Here is a 26062-nt window from a genome sequence, read left to right as displayed (position 1 = left end):
CTGACATGACTACACATATTCAACGCTCGGCCCTGCTGCCTTATCCGGCGCGTGCGCTCTACGACCTGGTCAATGATGTCGCGAGATACTCCGAGTTCCTGCCCTGGTGCTCCTCGGCGGTGGTGCTTGAGGCCAGTGACGAGCACATGCGCGCCAGCCTGGAAATCGCCAAGGGCGGCCTGAGCCAGCGTTTCGAGACACGCAATACTTTGGTGCCTGGTGAGTCCATCGTGATGGACTTGGTCGAAGGCCCATTCAATCAGTTGCATGGCGTCTGGACCTTCAAGGCCCTGGGCGACAAAGCCTGCAAGATCAGCCTTGACCTGTCCTTCGACTATGCGGGGCCGATTGTCCGGGCAACCCTGGGGCCGCTGTTCAATCAGGCCGCCAATACCCTGGTGGATGCTTTTTGCCAGCGGGCGAAAGAACTCAATGCCTGAGGCGCTGATCGAGGTCGAGGTGGTGTATGCCGCCGTTGACCGTCAGGTGTTGCTCAGCCTCGAACTGCCGAGTGGTTCTACCGCTGGTCAGGCGATTCAGGCTTCGGGAATTCAGCGGCAGTTTCCTTCGGTGGATTTCTCGCAGTGCGCTGTAGGGATTTTCGGAAAGGTGATCGGGAATCCGCAGCAGCGGGTGTTGGAGGCTGGAGATCGTGTGGAGGTCTATCGGCCTTTGCTGGCAGACCCCAAGGAAATCCGCCGGTTACGTGCGGCCAAGGCGGCGAAAGTCCGTGCCGACGCAGGTTCTTCCTGATCTCACGAAGCGCGCAGACACAAAAAAGCCCGGCATGCCGGGCTTTTTGCTGTACACCGCAAGATCAGCGCGGGTTGGTATCCAGTGGTTCCTGAACGGGGACCGGAACGGTTTCCACTTTGTCCACGTCGTTCTGGATCTGTTGCAGCAGCGAACCAGGTTTGGCCGGTGCATCCGGTTTTGCTGGTGCTGGCTTGTCGCTTGGCGCAACAGTTGTATCAGTGCTCTTGCCGAGGATGGCTTCATCGCGGCTTACGCCGGGCATGAAGTCGCCGTTCAGGCTGACCAGTTGATCGTTGCTATTAAAGATCAGCGTCATGCGTTCCTGTTGGCGTTCACCGCCGCCAGGTTGCAAGCTGTAGAGGTAATCCCACCGATCCGCATGGAACGTATCGGTCAGCAGGGGATTGCCCATGATAAACCGTACTTGTCGGCGGGTCATTCCCGGCCGTAACTGGTCTATCATGTCTTGCGTGACGACATTGCCCTGCTGGATGTCGATTTTATAAACCCCGGGGAATGAACAACCGGCGAGTGCGAGCAGTCCCACGAGGGTGAAACTGGTTAGCAGGAGCTTGGTGTTTTGCATCGGTGGGCGACTTCCACTATCTTGGCTGGGACAACGTAAACCCCGATCATACCTGCATTAAGAGAAGCTGCGAAGCAGCGTCTGCGAGAAAGCTGACCATGGTTGAAAATAGCGAACTCCGTAAAGCCGGATTAAAAGTGACCCTGCCAAGGGTCAAGATTCTACAGATGCTCGATTCCGCCGAGCAGCGTCACATGAGCGCAGAAGATGTTTACAAGGCGCTCATGGAAGCTAGCGAGGACGTTGGCCTGGCCACGGTCTACCGTGTCCTGACTCAATTCGAAGCTGCCGGACTGGTGGTTCGCCACAATTTCGACGGCGGCCATGCGGTATTCGAATTGGCTGACGGCGGCCACCACGACCATATGGTCAACGTGGAGTCTGGTGAAGTGATCGAATTCTTCGACGAAGAAATCGAGAAGCTTCAGAAGGCAATCGTCGAGAAGCACGGTTACGAGTTGGTTGATCACAACCTCGTGCTCTACGTGCGTAAAAAGAAGGCGTAAGTCTTTTTTATAGCGACAGCGAAGGCGGCCCTCGGGTCGCCTTTGTGTTTTCTGGTGTTTGCAGCAGGAGGCTTGGCAGCAGATGACTGTGGGACCGGCTTCAGCCGGGAAGAGGGGGGTCTACCTAAGGAAATGCAGCGGATGCTCCGGCCCTTTCCCGGCTAAAGCCGGTCCCACAAAAATGCATTGATCCAGTCCTGCGGGCCCGGCGCTCATTAAACCTTGGTGGCCATCACCATTTTCTTCGCGTGGGCCAGGGATTCCTTGGTCAGGTCGATACCGCCCAGCATGCGCGCCACTTCCTCAATGCGTTCGGTCTTGCTGAGCTTGGATACCGCCGTGCGGGTCGCTTCGCTGTCCCGGGCCTTGTGCACGAACAGATGCTGATGGCCCTGGGCGGCGACTTGCGGCAGGTGGGTCACCGTCATGACCTGGCCGCGTTCACCGAGGCGGCGCAGCAACTGGCCGACGATTTCTGCGGTAGGGCCGCCGATACCGACGTCCACTTCGTCGAAGACCAGGGTCGGCACTCGCGAGGTCTGGGCGGTGATCACCTGGATCGCCAGGCTGATGCGCGACAGTTCACCGCCGGACGCCACCTTGGCCAGGGCCTTGAGGGGCTGGCCGGGGTTGGCGCTGACCAGCAGTTCCACCTGTTCCAGGCCGTTGGGCAGCAGATCCTTGCCGGTGTTGGGGCGCAATTCGATGTTGAAGCGGCCGCCCGGCATGCCCAGGCGCTGGATCTCAAGTTCCACGGCGCTGGCCAGCCCGGTCGCCGCCTGATGACGCCGGTCACTGAGCTCCAGGGCCCTTTCCTGATAATGCCGGGCAAAGGACGCCAGTTCGTGTTCAAGGCGTTCGATGGTTTCGTCGTTGGCGTTCAGGGTTTCGATTTCATCCAGCAGCTTCTGTTGCAGCGTGGCGACTTCGGTCGGCTGGATGCGGTGCTTGCGCGCCAGGGTGTAGATGGCGTCGAGGCGCTCCTCAAGCTGCTGCAGGCGTGCCGGATCGGCGTCGAAGTGGTCGAGGAAGCGATTGAGTTCGCCGACGGCTTCTTCCACCTGGATCTGCGCGCTGGCCAACAGGTTGGTGGCTTCGTTCAGTGCGGTCGGCGAATTACTCACGCCGCTGAGTCGGTGCAGGCTGGCGGTCAGGGCATTGAGTACATTGCCCGAATCGCTCTCGCTGCATTGCTCGACGACTTGCCGGCAGATGCTCAGCAGGCTTTCGGCGTTGGTCAGGTTTTTGTGTTCCTGCTCCAGCTCCTGCAGCTCATTTTCGCCCAGGCTCAGGCTTTCCAGTTCTTCCAGTTGATAGCTGAGCAACTGGTGGCGCGAGCGCTGTTCGTCACCGGAGTTGGACAGACGCTCCAGCTCCTGGCGGGTCTGGCGCCAGCGCTGGGCGGCCAGATGTACCTGGCGTGCAAGGTCGGTGGCCCCGGCGTATTCGTCGAGCAGGCGGCGATGGGTGTCGGTCTTGAGCAGGGACTGGTGTTCATGCTGGCTGTGGATATCGATCAGCAGCTCGCCCAGGGCCTTGAGGTCGCCCTGGGGGCAGGGCGTGCCATTGATATAGGCGCGCGAACGCCCTTCGGCGGTGATGACCCGGCGCAGGATGCACGGGCCGTCGCTGTCCAGGTCGCGTTCCGCGAGCCAGTCCCGGGCTTCGGGGATGTCGGCCAGGTCGAAGGTGGCCAGGATATCGGCCTTGTCGGCGCCGGGGCGGACCACTCCGCTGTCTGCGCGATCGCCCAGGGTCAGGCCCAGGGCGTCGAGCATGATCGATTTGCCTGCGCCGGTTTCGCCGGTAATGACGCTCATACCGCGATCCAGTTCGAGATCGAGGTGTTCGACGATGGCGTAGTTGTGTACGGAAAGGTGCACCAGCATGGAGTGGCTCCCATGGATTTATCTGGTTATTTATACAGTGCTTTGTTCGCCGTTGACAATGCCCGGCCTTAGCTCGATTTGCTTGAGCGGCGCTGCTTTTTAGTCCGTTGGGTAATTTTGTTCGTTCCGGCCCCCGGCGGGCATGGCCGGAAATATTGTGAGGATATGTTGGCCTTCAACCGTATCAGGCCCTTGAAGCTGAAAAAACCGCTCCCATATAGGGGGGCAGAAGCGCGAGTTGAGCTCGCGGACGTATTGAAAGGAGAAAATCGATGGCTGACGAACAGAATCTGGATGCGCAGGCTCAAGACCAAACTAACGAGGCGGCGTCCGGAGAAGAGTTGGTAACCCGTGTGCAGGTGCTGGAAGAGCAATTGGCTACCGCACAGGACCAGGCTCTGCGCGTCGCTGCGGATTTGCAGAACATCCGTCGCCGTGCCGAGCAGGACGTCGAGAAAGCGCACAAGTTTGCTCTGGAGAAATTTGCCGGTGACTTGCTGCCGATCATCGACAGCCTGGAGCGCGGTCTGGATCTGTCCAACCCGGATGACGAAAGCATCCGCCCGATGCGCGAAGGCATCGAGCTGACGCTGAAGATGTTCCAGGACACCCTCAAGCGCTTCCAGCTTGAAGCCATCGATCCTCATGGTCAGCCGTTCAACGCTGAAATGCATCAGGCCATGGCCATGCAGGAAAGCGCTGACGTCGAGCCTAACAGTGTCCTCAAAGTGTTCCAGAAGGGTTATCAGCTCAATGGTCGCCTGTTGCGCCCGGCCATGGTTGTGGTCAGCAAGGCACCGTCGCCTGCTACGCCGTCAATTGACGAGAAGGCTTGAAATCAGCTGATTGGCCCCCATTAACAGGCCATGCGTTTAAAGAGCTACCGCAATTTGTAAACGCAGTTGCGGCAACCAAATTCAAAGTTTCGGGAGAGTAATCAAGATGGGCAAGATTATCGGCATCGACCTGGGGACCACCAACTCCTGCGTCTCTATTCTGGAAAACGGCAAAGCCAAAGTTATCGAGAACGCCGAAGGCGCGCGCACCACGCCTTCGATCATTGCTTACGCCAACGACGGCGAAATCCTCGTCGGTCAGTCGGCCAAGCGTCAGGCAGTGACCAACCCGCACAACACCCTGTACGCGGTGAAGCGTCTGATCGGCCGTCGTTTCGACGAAGAAGTGGTACAGAAAGACATCCAGATGGTCCCTTACAAGATCGTCAAGGCTGATAACAGCGACGCCTGGGTTGAAGTGAACGGCCAGAAAATGGCTCCGCCACAGATCTCGGCTGAAATCCTGAAAAAGATGAAGAAAACCGCCGAGGATTACTTGGGCGAGGCTGTGACTGAAGCGGTCATCACCGTTCCGGCCTACTTCAACGATAGCCAGCGTCAGGCGACCAAAGACGCCGGCCGTATCGCTGGCCTGGACGTCAAACGCATCATCAACGAACCCACCGCAGCCGCACTGGCCTACGGTATGGACAAAGCCAAGGGCGACCACACTGTCATCGTTTATGACCTGGGTGGCGGTACCTTCGACGTTTCGGTTATCGAAATCGCCGAAGTCGATGGCGAGCATCAGTTCGAAGTTCTGGCCACCAACGGTGACACGTTCCTCGGTGGTGAAGACTTCGACATTCGTCTGATCGACTACCTCGTTGACGAATTCAAGAAAGAAAGCGGCATGAACCTCAAGGGCGACCCGCTGGCCATGCAGCGCCTGAAAGAAGCCGCTGAGAAAGCCAAGATCGAGCTGTCGTCTTCGCAGCAGACCGACGTCAACCTGCCGTACATCACTGCAGATGCGACCGGTCCTAAGCACTTGAACGTGAAGATCTCCCGCGCCAAGCTGGAATCGCTGGTTGAAGACCTGGTTCAGCGTACTGTCGAGCCTTGCCGTATCGCGCTGAAAGACGCCGGTATCGACATCGACAAGATCAACGACGTGATCCTGGTCGGTGGTCAGACCCGTATGCCGCTGGTGCAGAAGACTGTTACCGAGTTCTTCGGCAAAGAAGCGCGTAAAGACGTCAACCCTGACGAAGCTGTTGCCATGGGTGCTGCGATTCAAGGCGCAGTACTGGCCGGTGACGTCAAGGACGTCCTGCTGCTGGACGTCAGCCCGCTGACCCTGGGTATCGAAACCATGGGTGGCGTGATGACTGCGCTGATCGAGAAAAACACCACGATTCCTACCAAGAAATCCCAAGTGTTCTCGACTGCCGACGACAATCAGGGCGCTGTGACCATCCACGTACTGCAAGGTGAGCGCAAGCAAGCCGGTCAGAACAAGTCCCTGGGCAAGTTCGACCTGGCCGAGATTCCACCGGCTCCACGTGGCGTGCCGCAGATCGAAGTGACCTTCGACATCGACGCCAACGGCATCCTGCACGTAGGCGCCAAGGACAAAGCGACCGGCAAGCAACAGTCGATCGTGATCAAGGCCAACTCCGGTCTGTCCGAGGAAGAAATCCAGCAGATGGTGCGCGACGCCGAAGTCAACGCTGAAGAAGACCGCAAGTTCGAAGAGCTGGCCTCTGCCCGTAACCAGGGCGACGCACTGGTTCACTCGACTCGCAAAATGGTCAGCGATGCCGGTGACAAGGTAACCGCCGAAGAGAAAGCTGCGATTGAGACCGCAGTTGTTGCCCTGGAAGCCGCTGTAAAAGGCGACGACAAGGCGACTATCGAAGCCAAGATCGAAGAGCTGTCCAAGGTCTCGGCACCGGTTGCCCAGAAGATGTACGCGGACGCGGCCGAGAAACCTGAAGCCGGTGCCCAGCAACCCGCTCAGGAAGAAGCCAAGCACGCCGACGACGTCGTTGATGCCGAGTTCGAAGAAGTCAAAGACCACAAGTAAGCGCAGGCTCACTTGAAAGCCAGTTCGCCGCAGTCATGTGGTGGCTGGTAGGATGTCGCCGCGCGGGAGCTTGCTCCCGCGTTGGCGTGTCTGGAACATCAGAATTTTTTTGGTGCATGGATCACCTCCATGTGCCCTCAGGAGCGTTGGCCGGACGTCCTCAAGAGTGCAAATGAATTATGTCGAAGCGTGACTTTTATGAAGTGCTGGGAGTGGAGCGCGGCTCCAGTGAAGCAGACCTGAAGAAGGCTTATCGTCGTCTGGCGATGAAGCATCACCCTGACCGCAACCCTGGCGACAAGGCGTCGGAGGATCTCTTCAAAGAGGCCAACGAAGCTTACGAAGTGCTTTCCGATGCCAGCAAGCGAGCTGCCTATGACCAATACGGTCATGCCGGTGTCGACCCGAGCATGGGTGGCGGCGGTGGTGGGTTCGGTGCCGGTGGCGCGAACTTCTCCGATATCTTTGGTGATGTGTTCAGCGATTTCTTCGGCGGTGGCCGGGGTCAGGGCGGTGGTCGTGGCGGCGCTCAGCGTGGCAGCGACTTGCGCTACACCCTTGAGCTGAATCTCGAAGAAGCGGTGCGCGGCACGACCGTGAATATCCGTGTACCGACGCTGGTCAACTGCAAGCCATGTGATGGCAGCGGTGCGAAGAAAGGCTCGTCGCCAGTGACGTGCCCGACCTGCGGCGGTATCGGTCAGGTGCGCATGCAGCAGGGCTTCTTCTCGGTGCAGCAGACCTGCCCGCGTTGCCATGGCCACGGCAAGATCATTTCCGATCCGTGCGATTCGTGTAACGGCGAAGGCCGTGTCGAAGAGTACAAGACCCTGTCGGTCAAGGTGCCGCCTGGTGTCGATACCGGCGACCGTATTCGTCTGTCCGGCGAAGGCGAGGCGGGGGCCCAGGGTGGTCCGACCGGCGACCTGTATGTGGTGATCAACGTGCGTGAGCACGCGATCTTCCAGCGCGATGGCAAGCATCTGTACTGCGAAGTGCCGATCAGCTTCACCGACGCTGCCCTGGGTGGCGAACTGGAAGTGCCGACTCTCGATGGTCGGGTCAAACTGAAAATCCCTGAAGGTACTCAGACCGGCAAGCAGTTCCGTCTGCGCGGCAAGGGCGTTGCCCCTGTGCGTGGCGGTGGTGCGGGCGACCTGATGTGCCGTGTTGCCGTCGAAACCCCGGTCAACCTGGGTCGTCGTCAGCGCGAGCTGCTCGAAGAGTTCCGTACCTCCCTCGAGGGCGATAACACTCACTCCCCGAAAGCCAGTGGCTGGTTCGAGGGTGTGAAGCGTTTCTTCGGCGATTTGTAAGGGGCAGGTTATGCGACGTATTGCTGTAATGGGCGCCGCCGGGCGCATGGGCAAGGCTTTGATCGAAGCCGTGCAGAAGGCGCCTGGTGCAGGTCTGACCGCTGCCGTGCACAAGCCGGACAGCACGTTGATCGGCGCTGATGCCGGTGAGCTGGCGGGTCTGGGGCGTATTGGTGTGCAGCTGTCGGGCGACCTGGCCCATGTGGCTGACGAGTTCGACGTGCTGATCGACTTCACGCACCCGTCGGTGACCCTGAAGAACCTGGCTTTCTGCCGCAAGGCGGGCAAGTCCATGATCATCGGCACCACGGGTTTCAGTGCGGAAGAGAAGCAGCGCCTGGTTGATGCCGGCAAGGACATTCCGATTGTCTTCGCCGCCAACTTCAGCGTCGGGGTCAACCTGTGTCTTAAGCTGCTCGACACCGCATCGCGGGTGTTGGGCGATGACGTGGATATCGAGATCAGCGAAGCGCATCACCGGCACAAGGTCGATGCGCCTTCGGGTACGGCGTTGCGCATGGGTGAGGTGGTTGCCAAGGCCCTGGGTCGTGACTTGAGTGAAGTCGCGGTCTACGGCCGCGAAGGCCAGACTGGCGCGCGTGATCGTCAGACTATCGGTTTCGCCACTGTGCGGGCCGGGGATATTGTCGGTGATCATACGGTGCTGTTCGCGGCCGATGGCGAGCGCGTCGAGATCACCCACAAGGCATCTAGCCGCATGACTTTTGCCAAGGGCGCCGTTCGCGCGGCCCTGTGGCTCGATGGTCAGGCGCCGGGTCTGTACGACATGCAGGATGTGCTGGATCTGCGTTGAACCCTGTGTGGCTGGACGCCCTGTAGGAGCTGCCGGAGGCTGCGAGCGATGTGAAGCCATTCGCAGCCTTCGGCAGCTCTTACAGGGTCTATGCCGTAACAATCGCCTCTCTGTCGCATTCCCCCGCCTTTCAGACTCTTTTCCGGTAGACCAAAACAGGCTTTTTCTGTAAGCTACAGCTTTAGTGTGTCCACTAAAAGCGCGCAGATGATTCTATAAGAAAGCGGGGTGACGTATTACGTCATTCCGCTTTTTTGCAACCTGCGAATGCCCTTTCAGGCTTTAACTACGGGAGGTCTTCTTGACTAAGCCAGCCATACTTGCCCTTGCTGATGGCAGCATTTTTCGCGGCGAAGCCATTGGAGCCGACGGTCAAACCGTTGGTGAGGTGGTGTTCAACACCGCAATGACAGGCTATCAGGAAATCCTTACCGATCCTTCCTATGCCCAGCAAATCGTTACCCTGACTTACCCGCACATCGGCAACACCGGCACCACGCCGGAAGACGCCGAGTCCGATCGTGTCTGGTCTGCCGGCCTGGTCATCCGTGACCTGCCCCTGGTAGCCAGCAACTGGCGCAACAAGATGTCCCTCGGGGACTACTTGAAGGCAAACAAGGTTGTTGCCATCGCCGGTATCGACACCCGTCGCCTGACCCGCATCCTGCGTGAGAAAGGCGCACAGAACGGCTGCATTCTGGCCGGTGACAACATTTCCGAAGAAGCGGCCATCGCCGCAGCGCGCGGCTTCCCGGGCCTCAAGGGCATGGACCTGGCCAAGGAAGTCAGCACCAAGAAGAGTTACCAGTGGCGCTCCAGCGTCTGGAGCCTGAAAACCGACAGCCATCCTGACATCGCCGATGCAGAGCTGCCGTACCACGTCGTTGCCTACGATTACGGCGTCAAGCTGAACATCCTGCGCATGCTGGTAGAGCGCGGCTGCCGTCTGACCGTGGTCCCGGCGCAAACGCCTGCGGCCGACGTGCTGGCCCTCAAGCCGGACGGCGTGTTCCTGTCCAACGGCCCTGGCGACCCTGAGCCGTGCGACTACGCGATCAAGGCGATCCAGGAAGTCCTGGAAACCGAGATCCCGGTGTTCGGCATCTGCCTGGGCCACCAGCTGCTGGCCCTGGCCTCTGGTGCCAAGACCGTGAAGATGGGTCATGGTCACCACGGTGCCAACCACCCGGTGCAGGACCTGGACACAGGTGTCGTCATGATTACCAGCCAGAACCACGGTTTTGCGGTGGACGAGTCCACCCTGCCGAGCAACGTGCGCGCCATTCACAAGTCGCTGTTCGACGGCACCCTGCAGGGTATCGAGCGCACCGACAAGAGCGCGTTCAGCTTCCAGGGTCACCCTGAAGCGAGCCCGGGCCCGAACGACGTTGCGCCACTGTTTGATCGCTTTATCGAAGCCATGGCCAAGCGCCGCTGACGGTTGCCTTGAAAATGTAGCGCGAAGATGGCCGGGCCCGAACGACACGCTGTTCGGTGATGAACAACCCGGCCACCTCAGAAGAAAATTCAAGACGGCTTGCCGACTGACTTGCGGATTTGAGTGACAACCCATGCCAAAACGTACAGATATTAAAAGCATCCTGATTCTCGGCGCCGGCCCCATCGTGATCGGCCAGGCCTGTGAATTCGACTACTCCGGCGCCCAGGCTTGTAAAGCCCTGCGCGAAGAGGGTTACCGCGTCATCCTGGTGAACTCCAACCCGGCGACCATCATGACGGACCCGTCGATGGCCGACGCCACCTACATCGAGCCGATCAAGTGGCAGACCGTTGCCAAGATCATCGAGAAAGAGCGTCCGGACGCGCTGCTGCCGACCATGGGCGGCCAGACCGCGCTGAACTGCGCCCTGGACCTGGAGCGCGAAGGCGTTCTGGAGAAGTTCGGTGTGGAAATGATCGGCGCCAATGCCGACACCATCGACAAGGCCGAAGACCGCTCGCGTTTCGACAAGGCCATGAAATCCATCGGCCTGGACTGCCCGCGCTCGGGTATCGCCCACACCATGGAAGAGTCCTACGCGGTTCTCGAGAAGCTGGGCTTCCCGTGCATCATCCGTCCGTCCTTCACCATGGGCGGTACCGGTGGCGGCATCGCGTACAACCGTGAAGAATTCGAAGAAATCTGCACCCGTGGTCTGGACCTGTCGCCGACGAAGGAACTGCTGATCGACGAATCCCTGATCGGCTGGAAAGAGTACGAAATGGAAGTTGTCCGCGACAAAAAAGACAACTGCATCATCGTCTGCTCCATCGAGAACTTCGACCCGATGGGCGTCCACACCGGCGACTCCATCACTGTTGCGCCAGCCCAGACGCTGACCGACAAGGAATACCAGATCATGCGTAACGCCTCCCTGGCGGTACTGCGTGAAATCGGCGTCGAAACCGGCGGTTCCAACGTTCAGTTCGGCATCTGCCCGGACACCGGCCGTATGGTCGTGATCGAGATGAACCCGCGCGTATCGCGTTCGTCGGCCCTGGCATCGAAAGCCACCGGCTTCCCGATCGCCCGCGTTGCCGCCAAGCTGGCAATCGGCTACACCCTCGACGAGCTGCAAAACGAAATCACCGGCGGCAAGACCCCGGCGTCCTTCGAGCCGTCCATCGACTACGTCGTGACCAAGCTGCCACGTTTCGCCTTCGAGAAGTTCTCCAAGGCTGACGCGCGCCTGACCACCCAGATGAAGTCGGTCGGCGAGGTCATGGCCATCGGCCGGACCTTCCAGGAGTCCCTGCAGAAAGCCCTGCGCGGCCTGGAAGTGGGCGTTTGCGGCCTGGATCCGAAGCTGGACCTGAGCAATCCGGAAAGCATGAGCGTACTCAAGCGCGAACTGACCGTACCGGGCGCCGAGCGTATCTGGTACGTGGCTGACGCCTTCCGTGCCGGTATGACCGTCGAGCAGATCTTCGGCATGAACATGATCGACCCTTGGTTCCTGGTACAGATCGAAGATCTGATCAAGGACGAAGAGAAGGTCAAGACCCTCGGTCTGTCGGCCATTGACCGCGACCTGATGTATCGTCTCAAGCGCAAAGGCTTCTCCGACGCGCGTCTGGCCAAGCTGCTGGGCGTCACCGAGAAGAACCTGCGCACTCATCGCCACAAGCTCGAAGTGTTCCCGGTGTACAAGCGTGTCGACACCTGCGCCGCCGAGTTCGCCACTGACACCGCCTACCTGTACTCGACCTACGAGGAAGAGTGCGAAGCCGCGCCGTCGGATCGCAAGAAAATCATGATCCTCGGTGGCGGTCCTAACCGTATCGGCCAGGGTATCGAGTTCGACTACTGCTGCGTCCATGCTGCCCTCGCCCTGCGCGAAGACGGCTACGAGACCATCATGGTCAACTGCAACCCGGAAACCGTTTCCACCGACTACGACACCTCTGATCGCCTGTACTTCGAGCCAGTGACCCTGGAAGACGTGCTGGAAATCGTCCGCGTCGAGAAGCCACACGGCGTGATCGTCCAGTACGGCGGCCAGACCCCGCTGAAACTGGCTCGCGCCCTGGAAGCGGCTGGCGTGCCGATCATCGGCACCAGCCCTGATGCCATCGACCGTGCCGAAGACCGCGAGCGCTTCCAGCAGATGGTCGAGCGCCTGAACCTGCGTCAGCCGCCAAACGCTACCGTGCGCAGCGAAGACGAAGCGATTCGTGCTGCCAGCAAGATCGGCTACCCGCTGGTCGTGCGGCCGTCCTACGTACTGGGCGGCCGGGCGATGGAAATCGTCTACGAAGAAGAAGAACTCAAGCGCTACCTGCGTGAAGCGGTGCAAGTGTCCAACGACAGCCCGGTGCTGCTGGATCACTTCCTCAACTGCGCCATCGAGATGGACGTGGACGCGGTCAGCGACGGCACCGACGTAGTCATCGGCGCGATCATGCAGCACATTGAGCAGGCGGGCGTTCACTCCGGTGACTCCGCGTGCTCGCTGCCGCCGTACTCGCTGCCAGCGCACATCCAGGACGAGATGCGCGAGCAGGTCAAGAAGATGGCGCTGGAGCTGGGCGTGGTTGGCCTGATGAACGTACAGCTGGCCCTGCAGGGCGAGGATATCTACGTCATCGAAGTCAACCCGCGCGCTTCCCGGACCGTACCGTTCGTGTCCAAGTGCATCGGTGTCTCCCTGGCGATGGTTGCCGCTCGTGTCATGGCCGGCAAGACCTTGAAAGAGCTGAACTTCACCAAGGAAATCATCCCGAACTTCTACAGCGTCAAAGAAGCGGTGTTCCCGTTCGCCAAGTTCCCGGGCGTCGACCCGATTCTCGGCCCAGAGATGAAGTCCACCGGTGAAGTCATGGGCGTGGGCGACAGCTTCGGCGAAGCCTTTGCCAAGGCGCAGATGGGCGCCAGCGAAGTGCTGCCGACCGGCGGTACTGCGTTCATCAGCGTGCGTGACGATGACAAGCCACTGGTTGCCGGTGTCGCTCGCGACCTGATCAGCCTGGGCTTCGAAATTGTCGCCACTGCCGGTACTGCGCGCCTGATCGAAGAGGCGGGCCTCAAGGTTCGTCGCGTGAACAAGGTGACAGAAGGCCGTCCGCACGTGGTCGACATGATCAAGAATGACGAAGTCACCCTGATCATCAACACTACCGAAGGTCGCCAGTCGATCGCGGACTCTTACTCCATCCGTCGTAATGCCCTGCAGCACAAGATCTACTGCACCACTACCATTGCTGCGGGCGAGGCCATCTGCGAAGCGCTCAAGTTCGGTCCGGAAAAGACCGTGCGTCGCTTGCAGGATCTACATGCAGGATTGAAGGCATGATCAAATACCCAATGACCGTCCAGGGCGCCAAAGCCCTGGAAGAAGAACACACTCACCTGACCAAGGTCGTGCGTCCCAAGCTCAGTTCCGATATCGGTACTGCGCGGGAGCTGGGCGACCTCAAGGAAAACGCTGAATACCATGCTGCCCGCGAGCAGCAGGGTATGGTCGAGGCGCGGATTCGTGACATCGAAGGTCGCATGCAGAACGCTGTGATCATCGATGTGACGACCATCCCTCACACCGGCAAGGTGATCTTCGGTACGACTGTAGAAATCGCCAACGTCGAAACCGACGAAAGTGTGACCTACCAGATCGTTGGTGAGGACGAGGCTGATATCAAGCTCGGCAAGATCTCGGTAGGTTCGCCTATCGCCCGTGCCCTCATCGCCAAGGAAGAAGGCGACGTGGTTGCCGTCAAGACACCGAGCGGTGTGATCGAGTACGAGATTGTCGAAGTCCGCCACATTTGACCTTGGCCGCCCGTTTCCAGCGGGCGCCATTATCTGGCAGCTCACCCAGACACTTTGGGTGGGTGGCCTGGTCTTGCTGCATCTGGCGACTTTGGCGGTAATGGATCAGACAGGCCTGGCGCCGTTGTTGATCGACGAGTTCGCCGATCTGTCCGGTGGTCTGCTGGTAGGGTTTGCAGCCGCTTGTGTGCTGCTGCAGATTGTCGTGTTGATCAAGGTCGAACGGTTGTCGAGCCTGTGGCGTGATCTGCGCGGCCAGCTATTGTCTATCGCATTGCTGGCTGCTGCGGGTTATTACACGCTCAAACACTGGCTGCCGGATGCGGTGCACTGGCAGTTATTGAGTTATCTGGTATTGGGGCTGGCCGGTTTGTTGCTGGTCGTGCAGCCGGTACCGGGAAGGAATGGCAGGGCGCGCTGAAGGCGGCCCTGTTCTTCACGTATATCAGTTGAAGCGGTGGATGTTGGACAGTTGCTTGTTGACCTTCGGGTTCTTGCGGTAAATCAACGCCATCTTGCCGATGACTTGCACCAGATCCGCCTTGCCCGCCTTGCACAGCTCCGCGATGGTTTCCAGGCGGCTTTCGCGGTCGAGGATGTTGAGCTTGATCTTGATCAGCTCGTGATCGCCCAGTGCGCGTTCAAGTTCGGCCAAGACACCTTCAGTCAAACCATTGTCCGCCACGATCAATACCGGTTTCAGATGGTGACCAATGGATTTGTACTGTTTCTTCTGCTCCGGAGTGAGCGGCATAATCTGACCTCTGCGTCTGATCTTGTAAAAAATGGCGGCCAGTTTACCCGAGCGAGTCCGGGACCGCCCAAGTTAATCACGACTCGTTATTTTCGAGGTGCCCTGTGGCCCGATCCAAGACAAGCCATAACTGGCTCAAAGAACACTTCGACGACCCGTACGTCAAAATGGCGCAAAAAGACGGGTATCGCTCCCGCGCCAGCTACAAGCTGCTGGAGATCCAGGAAAAGGACAAGATCATCCGTCCTGGCATGACAGTGATCGACCTCGGCGCCGCGCCGGGTGGCTGGTCCCAGGTGACCAGTCGTCTGATTGGCGGTCAGGGTCGGCTGATTGCGTCCGATATCCTGGATATGGACAGTATCCCTGATGTGACCTTCATCAAGGGCGATTTCACCGAGGACGCCGTGCTTGCACAAATCCTCGACGCGGTCGGTAATACACAGGTAGACCTTGTGATTTCCGATATGGCCCCCAATATGAGTGGATTGAGCGCTGTGGATATGCCACGCGCAATGTTCCTGTGTGAATTGGCACTGGACCTCGCAGGCCGCGTTCTGCGCCCAGGTGGTGATTTTCTGATCAAGGTCTTCCAGGGTGAAGGCTTTGATGTCTATCACAAGGACATTCGCAAGCTGTTCGACAAGGTTCAGATGCGCAAGCCGTTGTCTTCGCGCGATCGCTCTCGGGAGCAGTATTTGCTGGCCCGTGGCTTCCGTGGAGTAGAGGGTTCGGAGAGTATCGAGCGTTTTTGAAACAGGGTGATAGGTATAATCTAATAGCCCTTTGGATAGCACTTGTACGAGCATCTTGCGGTCAAATGTTTCACAAAGGGTTACAGACGGTGCCTGCCACATCTGTGGGTTCTGTAGTAAGTTAGGCCGGTGAATATCATGCGAGGCACGCTTGCTGCGTGGAGCTTGCTTCAGAGGGTAGCTAATTGAACGACATGGCAAAGAACTTGATCCTGTGGTTGATCATCGCAGCCGTCCTGGTGACGGTGATGAACAACTTCTCCAGCCCTAACGAGCCGCAGACCCTCAACTATTCCGAATTCATCCAGCAGGTCAAGGATGGCAAGGTCGAGAAAGTTGCCGTGGACGGCTACGTCATTACGGGCAAACGCAACGACGGCGACACCTTCAAGACTATTCGTCCGGCAATCCAGGACAACGGCCTGATCGGTGACCTGGTCGACAACAACGTCGTGATCGAAGGCAAGCAACCAGAGCAGCAAAGCATCTGGACGCAACTGCTGGTCGCCAGTTTCCCAATTCTGGTCATCATCGCCGTGTTCATGTTTTTCATGCGCCAGATGCAAGGCGGTGCGGGAGGCAAGGGCGGGCCGATGAGCTTTGGCAAGAGCAAGGCACGCCTGCTTTCCGAAGATCAGGTCAAGACCACGCTGGCTGACGTTGCCGGGTGCGACGAAGCCAAGGAAGAAGTCGGCGAACTGGTCGAATTCCTCCGTGATCCGGGAAAATTCCAGCGCCTGGGCGGTCGTATTCCCCGTGGCGTGCTCATGGTTGGCCCACCGGGTACTGGTAAAACCCTTATCGCGAAGGCGATCGCTGGTGAAGCCAAGGTGCCGTTCTTCACCATCTCCGGTTCCGACTTCGTCGAGATGTTCGTGGGTGTCGGTGCCAGCCGCGTCCGTGACATGTTCGAACAAGCCAAGAAACATGCTCCCTGCATTATCTTCATCGACGAAATCGATGCCGTCGGTCGCCATCGTGGCAACGGCATGGGTGGCGGTCATGATGAGCGCGAACAGACCCTCAACCAGTTGCTGGTAGAGATGGACGGTTTCGAAATGAATGACGGCATCATCGTCATTGCTGCGACTAACCGTCCGGACGTCCTCGACCCTGCGCTGCTGCGGCCGGGCCGTTTCGACCGTCAGGTTGTTGTTGGTCTGCCGGATATCCGTGGCCGTGAGCAGATTCTCAAGGTCCACATGCGCAAAGTGCCTATGGGCGAAGACGTCAACCCGGGTGTTATTGCCCGCGGTACGCCGGGCTTCTCCGGCGCCGACCTGGCCAACCTGGTCAACGAGGCATCGCTGTTCGCCGCTCGTTCCGGCAAGCGCATTGTTGAAATGAAGGAATTCGAGCTCGCTAAAGACAAGATCATGATGGGCGCAGAGCGCAAATCCATGGTCATGTCCGATAAAGAGAAGCGCAACACCGCTTATCACGAAGCTGGCCATGCCATCGTGGGGCGTGTCGTGCCTGAGCATGATCCGGTCTACAAGGTGTCGATCATCCCGCGCGGTCGTGCTCTGGGCGTGACCATGTTCCTGCCGGAAGAAGATCGTTACAGCCTGTCCAAGCGTGCGCTGATCAGCCAGATCTGTTCGCTGTATGGCGGCCGTATCGCCGAAGAAATGACCTTGGGCTTCGACGGTGTTACCACCGGCGCCTCCAACGACATCATGCGTGCCAGCCAGATTGCGCGGAACATGGTGACCAAATGGGGTCTGTCGGAAAAACTCGGTCCGCTGATGTATGCCGAAGATGAGGACTCGGGCTTCCTGGGTCGCGGCGGCAGCCAGAACTCCAGCTTCTCCGGCGAAACAGCCAAGTTGATCGACTCGGAAGTGCGCCTGATCATCGATCAGTGCTACGGCACCGCCAAGCAGATCCTGACGGACAGCCGCGACAAGCTCGATGCCATGGCTGATGCCCTGATGAAGTACGAAACCATCGATGCCGATCAAATCGACGACATCATGGCTGGCCGTCCTCCACGTGAGCCGCGTGACTGGGAAGGCGGTGGTTCGGGCACTTCCGGTACACCGCTGCCTCCAGTGGATCCGCGCCCTGAAACGCCTATCGGTGGCCCTGCCGCTGAACATTAAGGTCTGACATGACTTCAGTGTTTCACCCAACCCGGTTGCCTTGCGGCAACCGGGTTCTTGATTTGTCCCGCACCCATGTGATGGGCATCCTCAACGCCACGCCTGACTCCTTTTCCGATGGTGGCCGCTTCAATCAGCTTGATGTGGCTCTGCGCCATGCTGAAGCTATGGTTGCTGCCGGCGCCACGCTGATCGATGTTGGTGGTGAGTCGACTCGCCCGGGCGCTCGTGTCGTATCGCCACTGGAAGAGCTGGAGCGGGTGGCTCCGGTGGTCGAGGCATTGAATCGCGAGCTGGATGTGATTATCTCTGTCGATACTTCCACGCCAGCGGTGATTCGCGAGTCCGCGCGCCTGGGAGCCGGGTTGATCAATGACGTGCGCTCCCTGCGTCGCGACGGCGCGCTTGATGCCGCCGCCGCCACCGGTTTGCCGGTGTGTCTGATGCATATGCTCGGTGAGCCGGGGAATATGCAGGATGATCCGCACTACCAGGATCTGCTCGGTGAGGTCAGCGCCTTTCTCGTCGAGCGCATGGATGCCTGTGCGAAGGTGGGCATACCTGCCGAGCGCATTATCCTCGATCCCGGCTTTGGCTTTGCCAAGAGCCTGGATCACAACCTGAGCCTGTTCAAGCATATGGAGGCCCTCCACGCGTTGGGGCGGCCTCTGCTGGTCGGTGTCTCGCGTAAAAGCATGATCGGCGGGGTTCTGGGGCGTGCAGTCGGTGAGCGTCTGTACGGTGGCCTGGCACTCGCTGCATTGGCGATGGTCAAGGGCGCGCGGATCCTGCGCGTGCATGATGTCGCCGAAACGATTGACGTTGTGCGGATGATTGCCGCTGTCGAGTCAGCTGAATAGAAAGATGGAGCATCCATGACAACTAAAAAATATTTCGGGACCGACGGTATTCGCGGTCGCGTCGGGCAATTTCCTATCACGCCTGATTTCATGCTGCGCCTCGGTTGGGCTGCTGGCATGGCATTTCGTCATCTTGGCGCCTGCCGCATTCTGGTCGGCAAGGACACTCGGATTTCCGGCTATATGTTCGAATCCGCTCTGGAAGCCGGCCTGTCTGCCGCTGGTGCCGACGTCATGCTGCTGGGACCGATGCCGACACCGGCCATCGCCTATTTGACCCGGACCTTCCATGCCGAAGCCGGCATCGTGATCAGTGCTTCGCACAATCCGCACTACGATAACGGCATCAAGTTCTTCTCCGGCCAGGGCACCAAGCTGCCGGACGAGATCGAAATGATGATCGAAGAGCTGCTCGACACGCCCATGACCGTGGTCGAGTCGGACAAGCTGGGCAAGGTCTCGCGGATCAACGACGCCGCAGGCCGCTATATCGAATTCTGCAAGAGCAGTGTGCCGACCAGCACCGACTTCGCCGGGCTGCGGCTGGTCATCGACTGCGCCCACGGCGCGACCTACAAGGTGGCGCCCAATGTCTTCCGTGAGCTGGGCGCCCAGGTCACCGTACTGTCGGCGCAACCCAACGGCCTGAACATCAACGAGAACTGTGGTTCGACCCACATGGAGTCGTTGCAGGCGGCGGTGCTGGCTGAGGGGGCGGATCTGGGGATCGGTTTCGACGGCGACGGCGACCGGGTACTGATGGTTGATCATACGGGTGCCATCGTCGATGGTGACGATCTGCTGTTCATCATCGCTCGTGATCTGCAAGAGCGTGGGCGTCTGCAGGGCGGGGTAGTCGGCACGCTGATGAGCAACCTCGGCCTGGAGCTGGCCTTGGCTGAACTGAATATCCCATTTGTGCGCGCCAATGTCGGCGACCGCTACGTGATCGCCGAGTTGCTGGAACGTAACTGGCAGATCGGTGGAGAGAACTCCGGCCACGTGGTGTGCCTGCAGAATACGACCACAGGCGATGCGATCATCGCCGCGTTGCAGGTGATCCTTGCTTTGCGCCGTCGCCAGGAAAGCCTGGCGCAGGCTCGTCAGGCGCTGCGCAAGTGCCCGCAGGTACTGATCAATGTGCGTTTTGCCGGGGGTATCGATCCGGTCAGTCATCCTGCGGTTACTGAAGCCTGTGCACGCGTTACAGCGGCCATGGGCGGTCGTGGTCGGGTGCTGCTGCGCAAGTCTGGCACCGAGCCGCTGGTGCGGGTCATGGTCGAGGGCGAGGACGAAGCGCAGGTTACCGGCTACGCCGAAGAGCTGGCAAAACTGGTTACAGAAGTTTGCGCCTGATTTCGGCTTGCCAGTGTTGAAACTGTTGGGTAACATCTGCGCCCACTTTGACTGACGGGGTGCAGCATGCGTCGCCCAATGGTAGCTGGTAACTGGAAAATGCACGGTACCCGCTCCAGCGTCGCTGAGCTGATACAGGGCCTGAGTGCTCAGGCGCTGCCCGGTGATGTTGAAGTAGCGGTTTTTCCGCCGAGCTTGTACGTCACTCAGGTGATCGATGCTCTGCAAGGTACGTCGATTGCCGTGGGTGCGCAGAACTCTGCAACCCAGGCTGCGCAAGGTGCCTTGACCGGCGAAGTTTCGCCGGCGCAGTTCGCTGAAGTTGGTTGCAAGCTGGTTCTCGTAGGTCACTCGGAGCGTCGTCAGCTTCTGGGTGAGCATGATGAGGTCCTTGGCCGCAAGTTCGCGGCAGCTCAGGCTAGTGGCCTGACGCCTGTGCTCTGTGTAGGGGAGACCCTTCAGGAGCGCGAAGCAGGCAAGACACTCGAGATCGTCGGGCGTCAGCTGGACAGCATCATTGAAGAACTGGGCGTTGATGCATTTGTAAATGCAGTGATTGCTTATGAACCAGTCTGGGCCATTGGCACCGGACTGACGGCTTCGCCGCAACAAGCGCAGGATGTGCACGCAGCTATTCGTGCGCAGTTGGCGAAAGAGAATGCCGAAGTCGCACAAGGCGTGCGCCTTCTTTATGGCGGCAGCGTGAAGGCGGCCAATGCGGCCGAACTGTTCAGCATGCCGGATATCGATGGGGGGCTCATTGGTGGAGCTTCCCTGAATGCAGATGAGTTCGGTGCGATTTGTCGCGCCGCGGGAAACTGAAAAAATGCTGGAAACAGTCGTAGTCGTTTTTCATCTGTTGGGCGCTCTGGGCGTTGTTGTTCTGGTGTTGCTGCAACAGGGTAAAGGTGCGGACGCCGGTGCGTCTTTCGGAGCAGGTGCATCAAATACTGTCTTCGGAAGCCAAGGTTCCTCTACCTTTCTTAGTAAACTTACTGCTATACTAGCCGCCTGTTTCTTCATAACCAGCTTGGGGTTAGGTTACTTTGCTAAAGAGAAAGCTCACCAGCTGACTCAAGTAGGTTTGCCAGATCCAGCAGTATTGGAAGTGAAGAAAAAACCGGCAGCAGACGATGTGCCAGTGCTCGAAGGGCAACAAAAGCCAGCGGTAACTCCGGCTGATGTACCTCAAGCTCCAGAGCAGAAGTAACAAGCAGGATCAGGCAGTGTTGTAGAGGCTGCCAAAAGAGTTGTATTGCCGAGGTGGTGGAATTGGTAGACACGCAACCTTGAGGTGGTTGTGCCCATAGGGTGTAGGGGTTCGAGTCCCCTTCTCGGTACCAATTATCAGGAGAGCCCGCATTAGCGGGCTTTCTTGTAGGTGGGATGTTCGATTGACCCTGAAAGGGATCAGCCGTATACTTCCGCCCCAGCTTTGTCGCGGGGTGGAGCAGTCTGGTAGCTCGTCGGGCTCATAACCCGAAGGTCGTTGGTTCAAATCCAGCCCCCGCAACCAGTTTTAGCGGAGCCCCTTTCTAAAGGGGCTTTTTGTTAGCTGGACAGTCTATAACGCTGCTTTGACAGCGTTCTCATGGATGGGCGTTTCGCCCATTTTTTTATTTTTAAAGCATGCACGAGGGGGTTCAAGTGTCGAGCAAGCTAGAAGAGTTGCAGGCCTTGCTGGCCCCGGTGGTCGTGGCCCTGGGCTATGAATGCTGGGGTATCGAGTTCACGGCCCAGGGTCGTCACTCGATGTTGCGTATTTATATCGATAAAGAAGGCGGCGTCCTGGTTGATGACTGTGCAATTGTCAGTCGCCAGGTCAGCGGGATTCTCGATGTTGAAGACCCGATCGCTGTTGAATACACGCTCGAAGTGTCTTCACCTGGCATGGAACGCCCACTGTTCACCATCGAACAGTTTGCTGCGCACGCCGGGGAACAAGTGAAGATAAAGTTGCGCTCGCCATTTGAAGGTCGACGCAATTTTCAGGGCCTTCTCCGCGGGGTGGAGGAGCAGGACATCGTGGTGCAGGTAGATGACCATGAGTTCCTGTTGCCGATCGACGGGATCGACAAAGCCAACATTATTCCCAAGTTTGACTGAGGCGTGCCAGATACTGCGGATCCCGCGGATCCAATGGCTTGCGAAAGGCGAGGCGTACGATGAGCAAAGAAGTACTGCTGGTTGTTGAGTCGGTATCCAATGAAAAGGGCGTACCGGCCGGTGTGATTTTCGAAGCGCTGGAGCTGGCTTTGGCCACGGCTACCAAGAAACGCTTTGAAGATGAAGTAGAACTGCGTGTGGAAATCAATCGCCAGACCGGTAACTACGAGACGTTCCGTCTGTGGACCGTCGTTGAAGAAGACGACCTTGATGATCCGGCCATCGAAACCTGGCCGAGCAAGGTTGCACTGACTCATCCCGGCGCGAAAGTCGGTGATGTAGTAGAAGAGAAAATCGAATCCATCGAGTTCGGCCGTATCGCTGCGCAGACTGCCAAGCAAGTCATCGTGCAGAAAGTGCGTGAAGCCGAGCGAGCCCAGGTCGTGGACGCCTATCGCGAGCGTCTGGGTGAAATCATTTCCGGTACGGTCAAAAAGGTTACCCGCGACAACGTTATCGTTGACCTGGGCAACAACGCCGAAGCCCTGCTGGCACGTGAAGACATTATTTCGCGGGAGACTTTCCGCGTCGGTGTACGCGTGCGTGCCCTGCTCAAGGAGATCCGCACCGAGAACCGTGGTCCTCAGTTGATCCTCTCGCGTACGGCTCCGGAAATGCTCATCGAGCTGTTCCGCATTGAAGTACCGGAAATCGCCGAAGGCCTGATCGAGGTGATGGCTGCCTCCCGTGATCCGGGCTCTCGTGCAAAAATCGCTGTCCGCTCCAAGGACAAGCGTATCGATCCGCAAGGTGCCTGTATCGGCATGCGCGGTTCGCGTGTTCAGGCTGTATCGGGCGAGCTGGGTGGCGAGCGTGTGGACATCGTTCTTTGGGACGATAACCCTGCACAGTTCGTCATCAACGCCATGTCGCCCGCTGAAGTCGCGGCAATCATCGTTGATGAGGATGCCCATGCAATGGACATCGCCGTCGGCGCGGACAATCTGGCCCAGGCGATCGGCCGTGGCGGTCAGAACGTGCGTCTGGCCAGTCAGTTGACCGGCTGGACCCTGAACGTGATGACCGAATCGGACATCCAGGCTAAGCAACAAGCGGAAACCGGCGACATCCTGCGCAACTTCATCGACGAGCTGGAAGTCGACGAAGATCTGGCACAGGTGCTGGTCGACGAAGGCTTCACCAGCCTGGAAGAGATTGCCTACGTACCGGTGGAAGAGATGCTCAACATCGACGGCTTTGACGAGGAAACCGTCAACGAGCTTCGTGCTCGTGCCAAGGATCGTTTGTTGACCAAAGCTATCGCTACTGAGGAAAAGCTGGCAGACGCCCATCCGGCCGAAGACCTGCTCTCGCTTGAGGGTATGGACAAGGATTTGGCGATGGAACTGGCGGTGCGCGGCGTAATTACCCGCGAAGACCTGGCCGAGCAGTCTATTGATGACCTGCTCGACATCGACGGCATTGACGATGATCGTGCCGGCAAGTTGATCATGGCCGCCCGAGCCCACTGGTTCGAGTAAGTGGCGCGGCCTGAGGAGAGAAGTGCATGACGCAAGTCACGGTGAAAGAACTGGCCAAAGTGGTCGACACACCGGTAGAGCGCCTGTTACAGCAGATGCGTGAGGCAGGTCTGCCGCACACCGCCGCCGAGCAAGTTGTGACCGATAACGAGAAACAAGCCCTGTTGACGCATTTGAAAAGCGGTCACAAGGCCAAGGTGGAAGAGCCTCGCAAGATTACCTTGCAGCGCAAGACCACCAGCACCCTGCGCGTTGCTGGCAGCAAGAGCATTAGCGTTGAAGTGCGCAAGAAGAAAGTGTTCGTACAGCGCAGCCCCGAAGAAATCGAAGCTGAGCGCAAGCGCGAGCAGGACGAGCGTCGTGCAGTAGAGAATGCTGCGCGTCAGAAGGCTGAAGAAGAAAGCAAGCGTCGCGCCGAAGAAGAAGCGCGTCGCCAGCCGGCTGCTGCTCAGGATTCGTCTGCTGCGGCTGCTGCTCCTGCTCAGGAAGCGGCGCCTGCTGTATCGGCTGCTCCGGTTCTTGAAGCGATCGCCAATTCGGCCATCGACGCACCTGCAGCACCTGCTGCCGATGCGCGCAAGCGTGACGAACCGCGTCGCCCTGACAAGCCGCGTGCCGACGACAACCGTCGTGGCAGCAGCGACGGCGATCGCAAGAACGCCCCGCACCGCGCCTCCGTCAAGGAAAAGGCTCCGGCCCCGCGTGTTGCTCCTCGTACCACCGATGAAGAAAGCGATAGCTTCCGTCGCGGCGGTCGTGGCAAGGCCAAGCTGAAGAAACGCAACGCCCACGGTTTCCAGAGCCCAACCGGCCCTGTCGTGCGCGAAGTGAAGATCGGCGAGACCATCACTGTGGGCGATCTGGCCCAGCAGATGTCGGTCAAGGCTGCTGAAATCATCAAGTTCATGTTCAAACTGGGTACGCCAGCGACCATCAACCAGGTACTTGATCAGGAAACTGCTCAACTGGTTGCCGAGGAGCTGGGCCACAAAGTGACCCTGGTCAGCGACACCGCCCTGGAAGATTCCCTGGCCGAGTCCCTGAAGTTTGAAGGTGAGGCAGTTTCCCGTGCTCCAGTCGTGACCGTAATGGGCCACGTTGACCACGGTAAGACTTCCCTGCTCGACTACATCCGTCGTGCCAAGGTAGCTGCTGGCGAAGCCGGTGGTATCACCCAGCACATCGGCGCATACCACGTTGAAACCGACCGTGGCATGGTGACGTTCCTCGACACCCCTGGTCACGCCGCGTTTACCGCAATGCGTGCCCGTGGTGCCAAGGCGACCGACATCGTGATCCTGGTGGTTGCGGCGGACGACGGCGTAATGCCGCAGACCATCGAAGCTGTTCAACATGCCAAGGCCGCCGGTGTTCCGCTGGTCGTGGCAGTGAACAAGATCGACAAGCCGGGCGCCGATCTCGATCGCATCCGCAGCGAACTGTCGGTCCACGGCGTGACGTCGGAAGAGTGGGGTGGCGACACACCATTCGTACCGGTCTCGGCGAAGATGGGTACTGGCGTCGACGAATTGCTCGAAGCCGTACTGCTGCAAGCCGAAGTTCTGGAACTGACGGCTACTCCGTCGGCTCCTGGCCGTGGTGTGGTCGTTGAATCGCGCCTGGACAAGGGCCGTGGCCCGGTGGCCACCGTGCTGGTTCAGGACGGTACGCTGCGTCAAGGCGACATGGTCCTGGTCGGTTCGAACTACGGCCGTGTACGTGCCATGCTCGACGAGAACGGCAAGTCCATCAAGGAAGCCGGTCCTTCCATCCCTGTCGAGATCCTCGGCCTGGACGGTACCCCGGACGCTGGCGACGAGATGAGCGTTGTGGCTGACGAGAAGAAAGCCCGTGAAGTGGCTCTGTTCCGTCAAGGCAAGTTCCGCGAAGTTAAACTGGCTCGTGCTCACGCCGGCAAGCTGGAAAACATCTTCGAGAACATGGGTCAGGAAGAGAAGAAGACGCTCAACATCGTCCTCAAATCCGACGTCCGCGGTTCCCTCGAAGCGTTGAACGGCGCCTTGAACGGCTTGGGTAACGACGAAGTGCAAGTGCGCGTTGTCGGTGGCGGTGTCGGTGGTATCACCGAGTCCGACGCCAACCTGGCACTGGCTTCCAACGCTGTACTGTTCGGCTTCAACGTGCGTGCCGATGCCGGCGCTCGCAAGATCGTCGAGCAGGAAGGCCTGGATATGCGTTACTACAACGTGATCTACGACATCATCGAAGACGTCAAGAAGGCCCTCACCGGCATGCTTGGCAGCGACGTCCGGGAGAACATCCTGGGTATCGCCGAAGTGCGTGACGTGTTCCGTTCGCCTAAGTTCGGTGCGATCGCAGGTTGCATGGTTATCGAAGGTGTTGTTCACCGTAACCGTCCAATCCGTGTACTGCGCGAAGACATCGTTATCTTCGAAGGCGAGCTGGAATCCCTGCGCCGCTTCAAGGATGACGCTTCCGAAGTACGTGCCGGCATGGAATGCGGTATCGGCGTCAAGAGCTACAACGACGTCAAGGTCGGTGACAAGATCGAAGTCTTCGAGAAGGTCCAAGTGGCTCGCAGCCTTTAAGTCGCGAGCTGTAGGAG

Annotated in this window: 23 protein-coding genes and 2 tRNA genes; 22 read left to right on the top strand and 3 right to left on the bottom strand. The window is 58.9% G+C overall.

Features of this window, described 5'->3' with window-relative positions:
• Nucleotides 1-5: 5 nt before the first annotated feature.
• Together AC1Z24_RS27160 and AC1Z24_RS27155 are read left to right on the top strand one after the other, a co-directional pair.
• Nucleotides 6-440, top strand: a complete 435-nt coding sequence (locus AC1Z24_RS27160) for a type II toxin-antitoxin system RatA family toxin (protein ID WP_483743449.1) — start codon at nucleotides 6-8, stop codon at nucleotides 438-440.
• Nucleotides 433-753 carry an RnfH family protein gene (locus tag AC1Z24_RS27155; protein ID WP_483743448.1) on the top strand — a complete coding sequence of 107 codons (321 nt, stop codon included), beginning with the start codon at nucleotides 433-435 and terminating at the stop codon, nucleotides 751-753. The genes AC1Z24_RS27160 and AC1Z24_RS27155 overlap by 8 nt, the downstream gene beginning before the upstream one ends.
• A 64-nt stretch (nucleotides 754-817) precedes the next feature.
• Here the strand turns inward: AC1Z24_RS27155 and AC1Z24_RS27150 are convergent, their stop codons facing one another.
• The gene (locus AC1Z24_RS27150) at nucleotides 818-1342 is read right to left on the bottom strand and encodes an outer membrane protein assembly factor BamE (protein ID WP_259106649.1); all 525 of its coding nucleotides are present in this window, start codon (nucleotides 1340-1342) and stop codon (nucleotides 818-820) included.
• A gap of 98 nt (nucleotides 1343-1440) precedes the next feature.
• Between AC1Z24_RS27150 and fur the strand changes: the two genes are divergently transcribed.
• Nucleotides 1441-1848, top strand: coding sequence for a ferric iron uptake transcriptional regulator (gene fur, locus AC1Z24_RS27145; RefSeq protein WP_259106651.1), 408 nt, complete (start codon nucleotides 1441-1443; stop codon nucleotides 1846-1848).
• A gap of 215 nt (nucleotides 1849-2063) precedes the next feature.
• On the opposite strand, the gene recN is transcribed toward fur, so the two are convergent.
• A complete protein-coding gene (recN, locus tag AC1Z24_RS27140) occupies nucleotides 2064-3737 on the bottom strand; it encodes a DNA repair protein RecN (RefSeq protein ID WP_483743447.1) in 1674 nt (557 codons plus the stop codon).
• Nucleotides 3738-4009: 272 nt separating this feature from the next.
• On the opposite strand from recN, the gene grpE reads away from it, so the two are divergent.
• From grpE to AC1Z24_RS27100, 8 genes are all read left to right on the top strand, one after another.
• Nucleotides 4010-4573 (top strand): nucleotide exchange factor GrpE, encoded by a 564-nt coding sequence (gene grpE, locus AC1Z24_RS27135; protein ID WP_259106654.1) that lies wholly within the window; start codon nucleotides 4010-4012, stop codon nucleotides 4571-4573.
• 106 nt (nucleotides 4574-4679) lie between these two features.
• The gene (gene dnaK, locus AC1Z24_RS27130) at nucleotides 4680-6602 is read left to right on the top strand and encodes a molecular chaperone DnaK (protein WP_259106656.1); all 1923 of its coding nucleotides are present in this window, start codon (nucleotides 4680-4682) and stop codon (nucleotides 6600-6602) included.
• A 179-nt stretch (nucleotides 6603-6781) separates the two neighbouring features.
• The gene (gene dnaJ / locus AC1Z24_RS27125) at nucleotides 6782-7918 is read left to right on the top strand and encodes a molecular chaperone DnaJ (protein WP_259106658.1); all 1137 of its coding nucleotides are present in this window, start codon (nucleotides 6782-6784) and stop codon (nucleotides 7916-7918) included.
• Nucleotides 7919-7928: 10 nt separating this feature from the next.
• Nucleotides 7929-8732, top strand: a complete 804-nt coding sequence (gene dapB / locus AC1Z24_RS27120) for a 4-hydroxy-tetrahydrodipicolinate reductase (protein WP_483743446.1) — start codon at nucleotides 7929-7931, stop codon at nucleotides 8730-8732.
• Nucleotides 8733-9033: 301 nt separating this feature from the next.
• Entirely contained in the window at nucleotides 9034-10170 is a 1137-nt protein-coding gene (gene carA, locus AC1Z24_RS27115) for a glutamine-hydrolyzing carbamoyl-phosphate synthase small subunit (protein WP_483743445.1), read from the top strand.
• Between the two features lie 133 nt (nucleotides 10171-10303).
• On the top strand, nucleotides 10304-13525 hold the full coding sequence (carB, locus tag AC1Z24_RS27110) for a carbamoyl-phosphate synthase large subunit (RefSeq protein WP_483743444.1): 3222 nt from the start codon (nucleotides 10304-10306) through the stop codon (nucleotides 13523-13525).
• Complete coding sequence (greA, locus tag AC1Z24_RS27105) at nucleotides 13522-13998, top strand: transcription elongation factor GreA (protein ID WP_483743443.1); 477 nt, start codon at nucleotides 13522-13524, stop codon at nucleotides 13996-13998. Before carB ends, greA begins: the two co-directional genes overlap by 4 nt.
• Entirely contained in the window at nucleotides 13976-14419 is a 444-nt protein-coding gene (locus AC1Z24_RS27100; RefSeq protein ID WP_483743442.1) for an MFS transporter, read from the top strand. The genes greA and AC1Z24_RS27100 overlap by 23 nt, the downstream gene beginning before the upstream one ends.
• Nucleotides 14420-14443: 24 nt before the next feature.
• Here AC1Z24_RS27100 and AC1Z24_RS27095 read toward each other — a convergent pair whose 3' ends face one another.
• Entirely contained in the window at nucleotides 14444-14752 is a 309-nt protein-coding gene (locus AC1Z24_RS27095; protein ID WP_483743441.1) for a YhbY family RNA-binding protein, read from the bottom strand.
• Between the two features lie 104 nt (nucleotides 14753-14856).
• Between AC1Z24_RS27095 and rlmE the strand changes: the two genes are divergently transcribed.
• The 11 genes from rlmE to infB all read left to right on the top strand — a co-directional run bounded on the left by rlmE (nucleotide 14857) and on the right by infB (nucleotide 26045).
• Complete coding sequence (gene rlmE / locus AC1Z24_RS27090) at nucleotides 14857-15507, top strand: 23S rRNA (uridine(2552)-2'-O)-methyltransferase RlmE (protein WP_259106672.1); 651 nt, start codon at nucleotides 14857-14859, stop codon at nucleotides 15505-15507.
• A 194-nt stretch (nucleotides 15508-15701) separates the two neighbouring features.
• Nucleotides 15702-17612 (top strand): ATP-dependent zinc metalloprotease FtsH, encoded by a 1911-nt coding sequence (ftsH, locus tag AC1Z24_RS27085; protein WP_259106674.1) that lies wholly within the window; start codon nucleotides 15702-15704, stop codon nucleotides 17610-17612.
• A gap of 8 nt (nucleotides 17613-17620) precedes the next feature.
• Entirely contained in the window at nucleotides 17621-18472 is an 852-nt protein-coding gene (gene folP, locus AC1Z24_RS27080; RefSeq protein WP_483743440.1) for a dihydropteroate synthase, read from the top strand.
• Nucleotides 18473-18487: 15 nt separating this feature from the next.
• A complete protein-coding gene (gene glmM / locus AC1Z24_RS27075; RefSeq protein ID WP_483743439.1) occupies nucleotides 18488-19828 on the top strand; it encodes a phosphoglucosamine mutase in 1341 nt (446 codons plus the stop codon).
• Nucleotides 19829-19894: 66 nt separating this feature from the next.
• The gene (gene tpiA / locus AC1Z24_RS27070) at nucleotides 19895-20650 is read left to right on the top strand and encodes a triose-phosphate isomerase (RefSeq protein WP_483743438.1); all 756 of its coding nucleotides are present in this window, start codon (nucleotides 19895-19897) and stop codon (nucleotides 20648-20650) included.
• A 4-nt stretch (nucleotides 20651-20654) separates the two neighbouring features.
• Nucleotides 20655-21038, top strand: a complete 384-nt coding sequence (secG, locus tag AC1Z24_RS27065) for a preprotein translocase subunit SecG (RefSeq protein ID WP_413304161.1) — start codon at nucleotides 20655-20657, stop codon at nucleotides 21036-21038.
• Nucleotides 21039-21085: 47 nt separating this feature from the next.
• Nucleotides 21086-21171: transfer RNA gene (locus AC1Z24_RS27060), tRNA-Leu, on the top strand.
• 96 nt (nucleotides 21172-21267) lie between these two features.
• Nucleotides 21268-21344: transfer RNA gene (locus tag AC1Z24_RS27055), tRNA-Met, on the top strand.
• A 131-nt stretch (nucleotides 21345-21475) separates the two neighbouring features.
• On the top strand, nucleotides 21476-21934 hold the full coding sequence (gene rimP, locus AC1Z24_RS27050) for a ribosome maturation factor RimP (RefSeq protein WP_483743437.1): 459 nt from the start codon (nucleotides 21476-21478) through the stop codon (nucleotides 21932-21934).
• Nucleotides 21935-21993: 59 nt separating this feature from the next.
• Nucleotides 21994-23475, top strand: a complete 1482-nt coding sequence (gene nusA / locus AC1Z24_RS27045) for a transcription termination factor NusA (RefSeq protein WP_259106683.1) — start codon at nucleotides 21994-21996, stop codon at nucleotides 23473-23475.
• 26 nt (nucleotides 23476-23501) lie between these two features.
• Nucleotides 23502-26045, top strand: a complete 2544-nt coding sequence (infB, locus tag AC1Z24_RS27040; RefSeq protein WP_483743436.1) for a translation initiation factor IF-2 — start codon at nucleotides 23502-23504, stop codon at nucleotides 26043-26045.
• Nucleotides 26046-26062 lie beyond the last annotated feature (17 nt).

The organism is Pseudomonas sp. JL23 (assembly GCF_056933585.1).
Note: the sequence above shows the minus strand (reverse complement) of the source record. Positions and strands in the feature narration are given on the sequence as shown.

What these genes read in the sequence shown, in the direction of transcription:
- AC1Z24_RS27160 (WP_483743449.1), top strand. Translation starts at nt 6, where the DNA reads ATGACTACACATATTCAACGCTCGGCCCTGCTGCCTTATCCGGCGCGT.
- AC1Z24_RS27155 (WP_483743448.1), top strand. Translation starts at nt 433, where the DNA reads ATGCCTGAGGCGCTGATCGAGGTCGAGGTGGTGTATGCCGCCGTTGAC.
- AC1Z24_RS27150 (WP_259106649.1), bottom strand. Translation starts at nt 1,342, where the DNA reads ATGCAAAACACCAAGCTCCTGCTAACCAGTTTCACCCTCGTGGGACTG.
- fur (WP_259106651.1), top strand. Translation starts at nt 1,441, where the DNA reads ATGGTTGAAAATAGCGAACTCCGTAAAGCCGGATTAAAAGTGACCCTG.
- recN (WP_483743447.1), bottom strand. Translation starts at nt 3,737, where the DNA reads ATGCTGGTGCACCTTTCCGTACACAACTACGCCATCGTCGAACACCTC.
- grpE (WP_259106654.1), top strand. Translation starts at nt 4,010, where the DNA reads ATGGCTGACGAACAGAATCTGGATGCGCAGGCTCAAGACCAAACTAAC.
- dnaK (WP_259106656.1), top strand. Translation starts at nt 4,680, where the DNA reads ATGGGCAAGATTATCGGCATCGACCTGGGGACCACCAACTCCTGCGTC.
- dnaJ (WP_259106658.1), top strand. Translation starts at nt 6,782, where the DNA reads ATGTCGAAGCGTGACTTTTATGAAGTGCTGGGAGTGGAGCGCGGCTCC.
- dapB (WP_483743446.1), top strand. Translation starts at nt 7,929, where the DNA reads ATGCGACGTATTGCTGTAATGGGCGCCGCCGGGCGCATGGGCAAGGCT.
- carB (WP_483743444.1), top strand. Translation starts at nt 10,304, where the DNA reads ATGCCAAAACGTACAGATATTAAAAGCATCCTGATTCTCGGCGCCGGC.
- greA (WP_483743443.1), top strand. Translation starts at nt 13,522, where the DNA reads ATGATCAAATACCCAATGACCGTCCAGGGCGCCAAAGCCCTGGAAGAA.
- AC1Z24_RS27095 (WP_483743441.1), bottom strand. Translation starts at nt 14,752, where the DNA reads ATGCCGCTCACTCCGGAGCAGAAGAAACAGTACAAATCCATTGGTCAC.
- ftsH (WP_259106674.1), top strand. Translation starts at nt 15,702, where the DNA reads ATGGCAAAGAACTTGATCCTGTGGTTGATCATCGCAGCCGTCCTGGTG.
- folP (WP_483743440.1), top strand. Translation starts at nt 17,621, where the DNA reads ATGACTTCAGTGTTTCACCCAACCCGGTTGCCTTGCGGCAACCGGGTT.
- glmM (WP_483743439.1), top strand. Translation starts at nt 18,488, where the DNA reads ATGACAACTAAAAAATATTTCGGGACCGACGGTATTCGCGGTCGCGTC.
- tpiA (WP_483743438.1), top strand. Translation starts at nt 19,895, where the DNA reads ATGCGTCGCCCAATGGTAGCTGGTAACTGGAAAATGCACGGTACCCGC.
- secG (WP_413304161.1), top strand. Translation starts at nt 20,655, where the DNA reads ATGCTGGAAACAGTCGTAGTCGTTTTTCATCTGTTGGGCGCTCTGGGC.
- nusA (WP_259106683.1), top strand. Translation starts at nt 21,994, where the DNA reads ATGAGCAAAGAAGTACTGCTGGTTGTTGAGTCGGTATCCAATGAAAAG.
- infB (WP_483743436.1), top strand. Translation starts at nt 23,502, where the DNA reads ATGACGCAAGTCACGGTGAAAGAACTGGCCAAAGTGGTCGACACACCG.